10 protein-coding genes are annotated in these 11,513 nt (G+C 61.9%); 3 read left to right on the top strand and 7 right to left on the bottom strand.

Features of this window, described 5'->3' with window-relative positions:
- Window positions 1-558 precede the first annotated feature (558 nt).
- Both BLL38_RS13135 and arfB read left to right on the top strand, forming a co-directional pair.
- A complete protein-coding gene (locus BLL38_RS13135) occupies window positions 559-1,980 on the top strand; it encodes an amino acid permease (protein ID WP_076962973.1) in 1,422 nt (473 codons plus the stop codon).
- A 54-nt stretch (window positions 1,981-2,034) separates the two neighbouring features.
- The gene (arfB, locus tag BLL38_RS13130; protein ID WP_029296355.1) at window positions 2,035-2,448 is read left to right on the top strand and encodes an alternative ribosome rescue aminoacyl-tRNA hydrolase ArfB; all 414 of its coding nucleotides are present in this window, start codon (window positions 2,035-2,037) and stop codon (window positions 2,446-2,448) included.
- On the opposite strand, the gene BLL38_RS13125 is transcribed toward arfB, so the two are convergent.
- The 4 genes from BLL38_RS13125 to BLL38_RS13115 form a co-directional block, all read right to left on the bottom strand.
- Complete coding sequence (locus BLL38_RS13125; RefSeq protein ID WP_076962972.1) at window positions 2,445-3,644, bottom strand: MFS transporter; 1,200 nt, start codon at window positions 3,642-3,644, stop codon at window positions 2,445-2,447. The genes arfB and BLL38_RS13125 overlap by 4 nt on opposite strands.
- A gap of 105 nt (window positions 3,645-3,749) precedes the next feature.
- Window positions 3,750-3,932, bottom strand: coding sequence for a hypothetical protein (locus BLL38_RS13120; protein WP_076962971.1), 183 nt, complete (start codon window positions 3,930-3,932; stop codon window positions 3,750-3,752).
- Between the two features lie 74 nt (window positions 3,933-4,006).
- Window positions 4,007-4,135 carry a hypothetical protein gene (locus tag BLL38_RS31665; RefSeq protein WP_257154369.1) on the bottom strand — a complete coding sequence of 43 codons (129 nt, stop codon included), beginning with the start codon at window positions 4,133-4,135 and terminating at the stop codon, window positions 4,007-4,009.
- Between the two features lie 180 nt (window positions 4,136-4,315).
- A complete protein-coding gene (locus BLL38_RS13115) occupies window positions 4,316-4,627 on the bottom strand; it encodes an Mpo1-like protein (RefSeq protein ID WP_076962970.1) in 312 nt (103 codons plus the stop codon).
- Between the two features lie 172 nt (window positions 4,628-4,799).
- Here BLL38_RS13115 and BLL38_RS13110 point away from each other — a divergent pair, with 172 nt between their 5' ends.
- Entirely contained in the window at window positions 4,800-5,861 is a 1,062-nt protein-coding gene (locus tag BLL38_RS13110; RefSeq protein WP_076962969.1) for an AraC family transcriptional regulator, read from the top strand.
- On the opposite strand, the gene BLL38_RS13105 is transcribed toward BLL38_RS13110, so the two are convergent.
- The 3 genes from BLL38_RS13105 to BLL38_RS13095 all read right to left on the bottom strand — a co-directional run bounded on the left by BLL38_RS13105 (window position 5,818) and on the right by BLL38_RS13095 (window position 11,015).
- Entirely contained in the window at window positions 5,818-7,272 is a 1,455-nt protein-coding gene (locus tag BLL38_RS13105; protein WP_076962968.1) for a TrkH family potassium uptake protein, read from the bottom strand. The genes BLL38_RS13110 and BLL38_RS13105 overlap by 44 nt on opposite strands.
- Before the next feature lie 186 nt (window positions 7,273-7,458).
- Entirely contained in the window at window positions 7,459-8,802 is a 1,344-nt protein-coding gene (locus BLL38_RS13100) for an imelysin family protein (RefSeq protein WP_076962967.1), read from the bottom strand.
- Between the two features lie 161 nt (window positions 8,803-8,963).
- Window positions 8,964-11,015 carry a putative bifunctional diguanylate cyclase/phosphodiesterase gene (locus tag BLL38_RS13095; RefSeq protein ID WP_076962966.1) on the bottom strand — a complete coding sequence of 684 codons (2,052 nt, stop codon included), beginning with the start codon at window positions 11,013-11,015 and terminating at the stop codon, window positions 8,964-8,966.
- Window positions 11,016-11,513 lie beyond the last annotated feature (498 nt).

The following is an 11,513-nucleotide window of genomic DNA, read 5'->3' as shown; positions in this document are numbered from 1 at the left end:
CTCGGGCTGGTCTCGATACTGGATACGATAAACCGACTTAACCGTATAACCTGAACCGCCGTATACGGAACCGTACGTACGGTGGTGTGAGAGGACGGCGGATGTGAATCCGCCTCCTACTCGATCTTGCAGCTTGTGCGGTGAAGTGTCAGGAATGGCTTCCGTGGTGTAACGATTGTTTTACGATTGAGTCGAGCCTACGCAGGGCAGGCTCTCTATGGAGTCTTTCTGTAAGGAAAGTCTTCCACTTGGCGAACAATCTCCCCCGCGACCCTCGCGAACGGATCGGGCGGTGTACAATGCGCCGCGTTTTACTGTGACCCCCCCTTGCGTATCCACGCAAAAGGCCTGCAAGGCTCGCTGCCTTGTTAATTCCGCCTGGCCATAAGCCGGACGGGTTCGATTTCGTCACAGATAAAAACAAACAGGTGACGCATGACCGTTAGAAAGACGCTGGACTCCTGGTGTTTGCGCTGGGGTTTGATCGGCGCTGCTTGAGCCGGTTTCAAAGCAGCATCGTGTAGTGAACATCATCAAACCTTGCGTGAGACCCTTTTCATGAGTGGACCCAACTCGCATTCAGGCGAACTGAAGCGCGGCCTGAAAAATCGTCATATTCAATTGATCGCCCTCGGTGGCGCGATCGGTACCGGCCTGTTCCTGGGCTCGGCGGGGGTGCTGAAGTCAGCCGGCCCGTCGATGATCCTCGGCTATGCCATCTGCGGTTTCATTGCCTTTATGATCATGCGCCAATTGGGCGAAATGATCGTCGAAGAGCCAGTGGCCGGATCCTTCAGCCATTTTGCCCACAAGTATTGGGGCGGTTTCGCAGGCTTTCTGTCGGGCTGGAACTGCTGGATCCTCTATATTCTGGTGGGCATGTCGGAGCTGACGGCCGTCGGCAAGTACGTGCACTACTGGTGGCCGGAGATTCCGACCTGGGTCTCGGCGGCAGCGTTTTTCGTGCTGATCAATGTGATCAACCTGGCCAACGTCAAAGTGTTTGGCGAGGCCGAGTTCTGGTTTGCAATTATCAAGGTGGTGGCGATTGTCGGCATGATCGCCCTGGGCAGCTACCTGCTGGTCAGCGGCACCGGCGGGCCACAGGCGTCGGTGACCAACCTGTGGGAGCACGGCGGGTTCTTCCCCCATGGCGTCGGTGGCCTGGTGATGGCCATGGCGATCATCATGTTCTCGTTTGGCGGCCTGGAAATGCTCGGTTTTACCGCCGCCGAGGCGGACCAGCCACGCACCGTGATCCCCAAGGCGATCAATCAGGTGATCTATCGCATCCTGATTTTCTACATCGGCGCCCTGGTGGTGCTGCTGTCGCTGACACCATGGGACAGCCTGCTGGTGACCTTGAACGCCTCGGGCGATGCCTACAGCGGTAGCCCGTTCGTGCAGGTGTTCTCGATGCTGGGCAGCAACACCGCCGCGCATATCCTCAACTTCGTGGTGCTGACGGCGGCGCTGTCGGTGTACAACAGCGGCACTTACTGCAACAGCCGCATGCTGCTGGGCATGGCCGAGCAGGGCGACGCGCCGGCGGCCTTGGCGAAGATCGACAAGCGCGGCGTGCCCGTGCGTTCGATCCTCGCCTCGGCGGCCGTCACCCTGGTGGCGGTGTTGATGAACTACTGGATCCCGCAGCACGCCCTGGAACTGCTGATGTCCCTGGTGGTGGCCACGTTGGTGATCAACTGGGCGATGATCAGCTTCTCGCACTTCAAGTTCCGCCAGCACATGAACCGCACCGGCCAGGTGCCGTTGTTCAAGGCGCTGTGGTACCCCTACGGCAATTACGTGTGCCTGGCGTTCGTGGTGTTTATCCTGGGGGTCATGTTGCTGATTCCGGGGATCCAGGTCTCGGTGTACGCGATTCCGGTCTGGGTGGTCTTTATGTGGGTGTGCTATGTGCTCAAGAACAAGCGCAAGGCGCTGGCCGACGTGAGTGCTGTATCCTCGCTGAACAACTAGCCCACACTGCAGGAGCCGGCTTGCCGGCCCCTGCAACCCACGGACCCGCTTTCCATGTTGGTGATCTCCAGTAACGTGCACCTGCCCGATGCCGAAATCGAGTTGACGGCCATCCGCGCCCAGGGCGCAGGCGGGCAGAACGTCAACAAGGTCTCCAGCGCCGTGCACTTGCGCTTTGATATCGGCGCTTCGTCGTTGCCGCCGTTCTACAAGGAACGCTTGCTGGCACTGCGTGACAGCCGCATTACCAGCGAAGGCGTGCTGATCCTCAAGGCCCAGCAATACCGGACCCAGGAACAGAACCGCGCCGATGCCCTGGAGCGCCTGGTGGAGTTGATCCTCAGCGCGACCAAGGTCGAGAAAAAACGCCGCCCCACCAAACCCACCCTGGGCTCGAAAAAGCGGCGCCTGGAATCCAAGACCAAGCGCGGCAGCATCAAGGCCGGGCGCGGCAAGGTGGATTTCTAGCCGGCGTTACGGGCGTCGCGGTACTTGGGCGCCTGGCGGTACAGGTACAGGCTCAGCAGCAGCCCGGCGCAGGCCGCCAACGCGGCAAACAGAAAGATCGAGGCAAAGCCGAAACCCGCCGCAATCGCCCCGGCCAATGGCCCGGTGATCCCCAATGACAAGTCGATAAACAACGAATAGGCCCCCACCGCCGCGCCACGGCTGGAGGCGGGCACCAGGTTGACCGCTTCAACCCCCAGCGCCGGAAACACCAGGGAAAACCCGAAGCCGCTCAAGGCCGCGCCCGCCAGGGCCAGTTCGGCACTTGGCGCCAGCCACAACAGCAACAGGCCAAGGGTTTCTACCGACAGGCAGGCAATCGCCACGCGAAACCCACCGATGCGGTTGATCAGGTTGCCGAACAGCAACCGCGCCCCGATAAAGCTGGCGCCGAACAGGCTCAGGCACAGCACCGCGTTATCCCAGTGCTGGGTCGCGTAATACAGGGTGATAAACGTGGCGATGGTGCCAAAGCCAATGGAGCCCAGGGCCAGCCCACAGCCGTGGGGCAGCACGCGGCCGAGCACATGCATGAAGGGCAGGCGCTCGCCGACCACGATGGGCGCCGCGACTTTCGGCCAGGCCAGCAACAGGCCCAGCACCGCCAGGGCAATGATGCTTACACCCATGCTCCACAGCCCGAACCGGCTGACCAGCAGCACCCCCAGCGGTGCGCCAATCGCCAGGGCACCGTAGCTGGCGATACCGTTCCAGGAGATGACCTTGGCGGTATTCGCCGCGCCGACCCGGCCAATGCCCCAGCCAATGGAGCCCGATCCCACCAGGCTTTCGGCACTGCCCAGCACCAGCCGGCCAATCAGCAGGCTGGCCAGGCTCAGAGCCGGCAGATGGGTCAGGGCGGCGGATGCCAGCATGAACACCCCGCTCAAGCCGCAACCGGCCAGGCCGTACATCACCGCGCGCTTGCTGCCGCGGTTATCGATGATGCGCCCGGCATAGGGCCGGCTCAGCAGGGTGGCCAGGTACTGCACGCTGATCACCAGGCCCGCGATCACGGCGCCAAAGCCCAGGTCGCTGTGGACATAGCCCGGCAAGACGGCCAGGGGAATGCCGATATTCAGGTAGCCGATAAAGGTAAACAGCACGATGGAGACGACTTGCAGCGTGACCGCCATGGGGCGCTGGGTATCTGGCATGGGAAAGGTCCACTGGCGCGGCAGGAAAAGATAGGCTGCTTATGATACCGGTGCTTTGGCGCGCGCAGGGCCTAAAACCTGGCGCCATCGCTGGCGAGCCGGCCTCTACAGTGGGGCTGGGTTGAGCATGCGCGTGGTCACCAGCGCGGCCAGGGCATTTTCCTGGGTGCCGAAGCGCTTGAGCAGCAGCGCCTGTTTTTCCGGGCTGAGGCGGCTCCACACGTCGACCATTTGCAGGGCGGTGCCGAGTAACGCTTCGTCGGGGGGATTGCGGGGGGTATCGGGCATGTTGCGTGTCTCGTGATTCAGGCGGTGTGGAAAGCGCGCAATGTCACGCTTTCCACACGGTCTGGGTGTTGCGGTCAGTCTTCGCTATCGCTCTCGACCGGTGTTGCCTGTGCCGGTGCTGGCTTGTCGCTGCTGGCCTGTTGCGGGGTTGGCTGCTCGGTCTCGTGCAGGCTTGGGAAGGGGAGATTAGGGATCTCGTGCATCGTCGTCGCTCCTCGCAAGGTCTGTTGTGCAATTGCAGGTGTGCCGCGCTTTTCACAAAGCCTGGGCAGGATACAGCACTGCAAATGACAAAAAGACTTTTATCTCGCCAAATGCCTGAACCTTTCTCGGCAAGGCGCAAGTGACAAGAGGTCACACGCCGGCCTGGCTTGTCGCTGGGGTCAGAACGGCACCTTGCCCAGAATCATGTCGCGGTACATCACGAAATCCCCCAGCAGGCTGTAGAACGGATGCTGGAACGTTGCCGGGCGGTTCTTTTCAAAGAAGAAGTGCCCGACCCAGGCAAAGCTGTAGCCGGCCACCGGCAGGACCCACAGCAGCCACCAGGCGCCCTTGCCGATGGCGAACGCGAGAATAAAAATCACCAGGCTGGTGCCGATAAAATGCAACCGTCGGCAGGTACTGTTGCCGTGCTCGCTCAGGTAATACGGATAGAACTCGGCGAAGCTATTGAATTGCCTGGTATTTTCCATGGCGGTTGGCCCTCTGGTGGTGGTTGTGCCCGGCGGGTGTTCGGCGGGGAGCTTATTTGAGTCTAGAGTCATCACTGGCAAGGGCCAGTGACAATAGACGCCACTTTAGTATCCTTGGGTTCCAGGCTGCGGTTTCAGCCGTCCCGTCATAGACAGCGTGCAAGAAAACGCCATGAACGAACGAACGACTTCTGCAAGCTGGGCGATGGGGATAGTCAAGGCGCTGGAGCTCGATGGCCTGGATTGCCGCGCCCTGTTCAAACAGTTGGGCCTGGATTACAGCGCCCTGGATGACCCCGATGCGCGTTTCCCCCAGGACGCCATGACCCGGCTCTGGCAGCGGGCGGTGGAGGTGTCGGGTAATCCGGCCATCGGCCTGAACATGGGCAAGGTGGTGCGCCCGGCGTCGTTCCATGTGGCCGGGTATGCCTTGATGTCCAGCAGCACCCTGGCCGAAGGCTTTGCCCGGTTGGTGCGCTACCAGCGGATCATCGCCGAAAGTGCCGACCTGAGTTTTTGCCTGCTGCCCGAAGGCTACGCCCTGATCCTCACGGTCCACGGCGACCACCTGCCGCCAACCCGGCAAAGCGCCGAGGCCTCGCTGGCCTGTGCCCTGGCGTTATGTGGCTGGCTGACCGGGCGCACGTTGCAGCCGCGCAAGGTGTTGGTGCAGGGGGATCAGCCGGTGGACCTGGAACCCTATAAGCAGGCCTTTCATGCGCCGCTGGTGTTCAATGCGCCGTATGACGCGCTGATCTTCGAGCGCGCCGATATGGAAGCGCCGCTGCCCACCGCCAATGAAGCGATGGCGCTGCTGCACGATCGGTTTGCCGGGGAATACCTGGCCAGGTTCTCCGAGAGCCGGGTGACCCACAAGGCCCGCCAGGTGCTGTGCCGGCTGTTGCCCCAGGGCGAGCCCAAGCGTGAGGTGGTGGCGCAGACGTTGCACTTGTCCCAGCGCACCTTGCAGCGCCGCTTGCAGGAGGAGGGCACCAGCTTCCAGACCTTGCTCGACGACACCCGCCGCGAACTGGCCGAACAGTACCTGGCGCAGCCGAGCATGACCCTGTTGGAAATTGCCTACCTGTTGGGGTTTGCCGACCCGAGCAACTTCTTCCGCGCCTTTCGCCGCTGGTTCGATGCCACGCCCGGCGAATACCGGGCGCGGTTGCTGGAGACGTCGGCGAGTGTCAGTGCCGCCAGAACGCCGGAATGCACAGCACAAACACCGTAATGATCTCCAGCCGGCCCAGCAGCATGCCCAGGGACAGGATCCACTTGGCGGCGTCCGGCAGGGTCGCGAAGTTGCCGGCCGGGCCGATGGTCTCGCCCAACCCTGGGCCCACGCCGGAGACGGTACTGGCCGCGCCGGTCAAGGCGGTCATCCAGTCCACGCCCAGCAGTGACAGGGCCAGGGCGATGGTGCAGATGGTGATGGCAAAGAAGAATGAGAACGTCAGGATCGAGCGCACGATCTCTTCGTCCAAGCGATGACCGTTGTATTTCTGCTTGATCACCGCCCTGGGGTGAATCAGCTGGTTCAAGTTGGCCTTGAGCAGGATATAGGCGACCTGGAAGCGAAAGATCTTGATCCCGCCGGCGGTGGAGCCCGAGCAACCGCCGACAAAGCCCAGGTAGAAGAACAGCATCAGCGAGAAATTGCCCCACAGGCTGTAGTCGCCCAGGGCAAAGCCGGTGGTGGTCACCACGGACGTGACGTTCAGCGCCACATGGCGCAGCGCATCCAGCCAGTGCAGGTTGGTGGTCCACCAGTACCAGGTGCCGAGTACGATCCAGGTCACCAGCAGCATTCCGAGCAGGCCTTGTACCTGCTGGTCCTTGATCAGCGCCTTGCGGTTGCCGCGCATCGTGGCGACATACAGGGCAAACGGCAGGCTGCCGAGGATCATCACCACCACGGCTACCCAGTGCACCGCCGGTTGTTTCCAGTGGGCCAGGGACTCATCGGAAGTGGAGAACCCCCCGGTGGAAATGGCCGACATCGCGTGGTTGATCGCATCGAACAGGCCCATGCCGGCCCACCAGAACCCCAGGCTGCCGAGGATGGTGATGCCGACATAGGCCGCCACGATCAGGCGCGCCACCATGTGCGAGCGCGGCATGACCTTCTCGGAGCGATCCGAGGATTCGGTCTGGAACAGGCGCATGCCACCGATGCGCAGCAGCGGCAGGATCGCCACCGCCATGCCGATAAAACCGATGCCGCCGAGCCAGTGCAGCATCGAGCGCCACATCAGGATGCCCGGGGACATGGTGTCCAGGCCACTGAGCACGGTGGCGCCAGTGGCGGTGATGCCGGACATGCTTTCAAAGAACGAGTCGGTATAGCTGATGTGCTGGGTCAGCAGAAACGGCAGGGCGGCAAAGATACACACCACCACCCAACTGCTGACGGTCAGCAGGTACATGTCCCGGGGGCGCAGTTGCACCTGTGCCGGGCGCCCGGGGATCACCAGGGCCAGGCCGGCAATAAAAGTGATCAGGCTCGCCCAGAGAAAGGACGGCAGGTCGCTGGTGCGTTCGTAAAACACCAGGGTGGCCATGGGCACGACCATGGCGACCGCGAGGGTAATCAGGAAGATGCCGATGATGAAACCAATGATCCGCAGGGTCGGCATTGCCATGTATTGCGCTCGGGTGATAGTCGGAGGCGCCATTCTACCTACGGGGCAGGGCTTGTAAACCGGGGGCTGCAAAGGGCGTGCGGATCTGATGTAGGACTTGGCTTAATGGGGAGCCAGCTCCCACATGGGTTTTGTGATGAGTACAAAAAAGGCGACCCGAAGGCCGCCTCATTCAAACCGTGCGGATCAGAACTCGTGATCAGCGCTGTCCGGGTTCAGGTTGCCGATGCCCAGCTTGCCGGCCGCTTGCTCGATGGAGCCGGTCTGCTTGACCAGGGCGGCGATGGCGTCGCGCACGATCTGGTTGCCGGCGGTGTTGCCGGCGGCGATCAACTGGTCGTAGTGCTCACCCTTGTTGGCGTGGTCGACCATGACCTGGATCTTCGCTTCGGTAGCCGCCAGGTCAGCCTTGAGGGCTTCATCGGCAGCCGGGTCGGCCTTGGCCACCAGGGACGACAGGCTGGCGCCGGTCAGCTGGGTGCCATCGGTGCGGGTGTATTCGCCCAGGTAGACGTTGCGGATGCCCTTGGCGTCGTAGAACTGCGAGTTGTGGGTGTTGTCGCTGAAGCAGTCGTGCTCGTCTTCCGGCGAGTTGGCTTCCAGGGACACCTTCATGCGCTCGCCCGCCAGTTCACCCAGGGACAGGCTGCCCATGCCGAACAGCATCTTGCGCAAGCCGTCGGTCGCTGGTTCTGCTTGCAGGGTGGCGCGGTAGTTGTCTTCGACGTTGGGTTTCCAGTTGCCGACCATTTCCTCAAGGTCGCTGACCAGCAGTTGGGTCACGGCGCGCAGGTAGGTGCGGCGACGCTCGTTATGCCCACCGGTGGCGCCGTCGCCCTGCAGGTAGTCCGACGCTGGACGGTTGCCGGCGCCAGGGCCGGTGCCGTTCAGGTCCTGGCCCCACAGCAAAAACTCGATGGCGTGGTAGCCGGTGGCGACGTTGGCCTCGGAGCCGCCCAGCTCATTGAGGCTGGCGAGTTTTTCCGGGGTGATTTCCTTGACGTCGATCTTGTCTTCGCCGACCTGGATCTGGGTGTTGGCGATGATATTGGCGGTGGCGCCCGGGTTGCCGAGGGCGTGTTCGTAGGATTTGTCGACATAGTCGATCAGGCCTTCGTCCAGTGGCCAGGCGTTCACCTGACCTTCCCAATCGTCAATGATGGTGTTGCCGAAGCGGAACACTTCGCTCTGCAGGTACGGTACGCGCGCGGCGATCCAGGCGGTACGGGCGGCCTTCAGGGTCTGGTCGTTGGGGTTGGCGAGGAAGGTGTCGATCGCGGTCTGCAGGGTTTTTGCGGTGGCCTCGGCGTCGCTGTACACCGCGTACACGAGGTCTGCGTAATGCGCGACGACCGCCTTGGCGGCCGCCTCGTCAACCTGGCCGGCGGTAGCGCCAGCCGCTGGAGCGGCCGTGCTGGCAGCTGGCGTCGGCGCCTGGGGAGCGGCGGCCTTGTCTTTACCCTCGCCGCAGCCGGCGAGAGAAATGGCAATGGCCAGCAGACTGGCGGTGGCCAGGGGCATACGAATCATGGCGAACATCCTGCTTCGGTAGTGGATCGGGGCGCAATGCGGCGCGCAAAACTGCAACATAATGCGAAAGATTTGCATTTTCTGTAAAGGGTTAACGCCGTAAAAATTTAATAGGCCAGCCCCGGCCGCCCAAGGCCGCGCCCTGGGTGGCCAGCATGGGCCTAGAGGATCGCCGCGTTATTGCGTTCGGCCTGCTTGAGGTAGGCCGCCAGCTCGCGCGCCGGCAGGGGTTTGCTGTAGTGGTAGCCCTGACCTTCGTGGCAGCCTTCGCTGATGATGTAGGCCTCCTGCTCAGGCGTCTCCACGCCTTCGGCGATCACTTGCATGCCCAGGCTTTTGCCCAGCTGGATGATCGCCCGCACGATGGTGGCATCGTCATCGTCATCCAGCAGGTCCTGGACAAAGCTCTTGTCGATCTTGATTTTGTCCAGGGGCAGGCTTTTCAGGTAGCTCAGGGAGGAGTAGCCAGTACCGAAGTCATCGATGGCAATCAGCGCGCCGGAGCGGCGTAGGCTCAACAGGTGCTGGGCGGCGGTGCTGATGTCTTCCATCAGGCCGGTCTCGGTCACTTCCAGCTCCAGGCTGCGCGGCGGCAGGCGATAGATCTGCAGCAGGTTGTTGACCACCCGCGGCAGCTCGGCGTGGTGCAGTTGCACCGTGGACAGGTTGACCGCCATGCGCAGCTCGGTAAACCCCAGGTCATGCCATTCGCGCAGTTGCCGGCAGGCCTGGTCCAGCACCCATTCGCCAATGGGGATGATGGTGCCGTTCTGTTCCGCCAGGGGGATAAACAGATCGGGTGGCACCAGGCCGTGTTCCGGGTGTTGCCAGCGGATCAGCGCCTCGACACCGACCACGCGATGATCGAGATAGCTGATCTGCGGTTGGTACACCAAGTGAAACTGGTTGCGGCTCAAGGCGTCGCGCAGGTCTTTTTCCAGCTCGCGGCGGCGGCGCATCTCGCTGTCGACACTGGCGATATAGAACTGGTAGCGATTGCGCGAGCGGCTCTTGGCTAGGGTCATGGTCTGCTCGGCCTTTTGCAGCAGCTTCTCGGTGCTGTCGCCGTCTTCGGGGAACAAGGTGATACCGATGGTGGCGCGCAGGCGGATCTGTTCGTGGTCGAGGGCGAACTCGGCTTCCAGGTCGTCGAGGATGCTTTGGGCCAGCTCGGCGGCTTCGTAGGGTTGCTCGATATCGGCCTGGACCAGGGCGAACTGGTCGCCGCCCAGGCGCGCCAGGGCCCCGAGCCGGCCACTGTGGGCCCGCAGGCGGTCGGCCAGGGCCAGCAGCAATTGGTCGCCGGCCTGGTAGGTGTACTGCTCGTTGACACTCTTGAAGTCATCCAGCCCCACACACAACACTGCGACCCGGCGTTGACGGCGCCCGGCGTCGGTCAGGATCTTGTCCAGTTGCTCTTGCAGTTTCTGGCGGTTGGGCAGGCCGGTGAGAAAATCGTACTGGGCCATGCGCAGCAGGCTGTTTTCCGCTTCATGGCGCAGGTGGGTGTTGCGTTCGATCGAGGCCAGCAGCTGGTTGGCGGTGTTGATCCACAGCCCCAGTTCATTTTTTTCATGGCCCTTGAGCTGCGGGATCTTGTGCTCGCTGGGACGGTCGGGGTTGATCGAACTCAGGTGGCTGATGATCCGCGACAGCGGCTTGGTCAGCAGCCAGTGATAGACCAGGTACAACACCAGGCCCATGGCCAGGGCGCGCAGCACCCCGGAGATAAAGATGATCACCGAGTTGACGATAAAACCCTGGCCATAGGTGGCGGTGTCGAGGGTGATGCTCAGGTCGCCGTAATACTCGCTATAAGGCCCGCGCCCTACCAGCGGGATGGTGAAGGTGCGTTCCCGGCCCAGGATGACGTCCGTCAGCCAGCGGCTGGGGGAGTGCTGCAAATCCCGGCTCTTCTCGGCGAGCATCGGCTCGTTGGGATGGCCAATGGAGGCCATGCGTACCGCATCATCCTGAAACAGGCCCTCGATGACCTGCATGCCCATTTCGCGATCCAGGCTATAGACGGCCTGGGTCGAGGGGTCGCGAAACATATCGAGGATGCGCTGGGCATCGCCGGCCACCGCCTGGCGTGTCTTGTAGGCATCAAAGACGATCTGCGCCACGCTCAGTGCCACGCCCACTATCAGTGCCGACAGCAGCACCACCCGGAGCAACTTCACCGACAAGCTGTTTTTGAGTTCCAGCTTCAAAGGGTCATTCCTTGTTCCATGCGGGTAGCCTCAATATGCCATGAGTATTGGCAATCCCGTGGTGGCAGTCAAAGGAACATTGCGGCTTGTGGCGTCTGGAGGCTGTCGGATGGAGCCGGATAGGGCGGGAGGCGGATCATTCCGCCGCCCTTTTACAGTGTTGGCGGGAGCGCGGCCGTATGACTTTTCAGCCTCCCGGGTGGGGGCATCGATTGTTCTAGTGATTATAAGTAAAGCTCGTCGTTGTTTGCTGGTGGACCTGTGCGGCTACTTTTTCGTGCTGGTGATTCTTGCACTCGTCTGACTCATCTGATCCATCACCCTTTATCTTATCCGCCACTGCTCCCGCTACCGCGCCCACAAGTTGTCCTATCCCTGGCAAGGCGCTTGTGGCCATCCCCATCATCCCAGTGATCATTCCGAGCATAGTTGATACTCCTGAAAAAATATGAGGGAGTTATTTCCGCTCCTATGTTTCGTGGTCAACTCTTGTCTATG

The sequence above is a fragment of the Pseudomonas gessardii genome (genome assembly GCF_001983165.1).
GTDB classification, from domain to species: Bacteria; Pseudomonadota; Gammaproteobacteria; order Pseudomonadales; family Pseudomonadaceae; genus Aquipseudomonas; species Aquipseudomonas gessardii.
The sequence above is the reverse complement of the archived record's forward strand: the minus strand, read 5'-3'. Positions and strand labels throughout refer to the sequence as shown.

What these genes read in the sequence shown, in the direction of transcription:
- BLL38_RS13135 (WP_076962973.1), top strand. Translation starts at nt 559, where the DNA reads ATGAGTGGACCCAACTCGCATTCAGGCGAACTGAAGCGCGGCCTGAAA.
- arfB (WP_029296355.1), top strand. Translation starts at nt 2,035, where the DNA reads ATGTTGGTGATCTCCAGTAACGTGCACCTGCCCGATGCCGAAATCGAG.
- BLL38_RS13125 (WP_076962972.1), bottom strand. Translation starts at nt 3,644, where the DNA reads ATGCCAGATACCCAGCGCCCCATGGCGGTCACGCTGCAAGTCGTCTCC.
- BLL38_RS13120 (WP_076962971.1), bottom strand. Translation starts at nt 3,932, where the DNA reads ATGCCCGATACCCCCCGCAATCCCCCCGACGAAGCGTTACTCGGCACC.
- BLL38_RS31665 (WP_257154369.1), bottom strand. Translation starts at nt 4,135, where the DNA reads ATGCACGAGATCCCTAATCTCCCCTTCCCAAGCCTGCACGAGACCGAG.
- BLL38_RS13115 (WP_076962970.1), bottom strand. Translation starts at nt 4,627, where the DNA reads ATGGAAAATACCAGGCAATTCAATAGCTTCGCCGAGTTCTATCCGTAT.
- BLL38_RS13110 (WP_076962969.1), top strand. Translation starts at nt 4,800, where the DNA reads ATGAACGAACGAACGACTTCTGCAAGCTGGGCGATGGGGATAGTCAAG.
- BLL38_RS13105 (WP_076962968.1), bottom strand. Translation starts at nt 7,272, where the DNA reads ATGGCAATGCCGACCCTGCGGATCATTGGTTTCATCATCGGCATCTTC.
- BLL38_RS13100 (WP_076962967.1), bottom strand. Translation starts at nt 8,802, where the DNA reads ATGATTCGTATGCCCCTGGCCACCGCCAGTCTGCTGGCCATTGCCATT.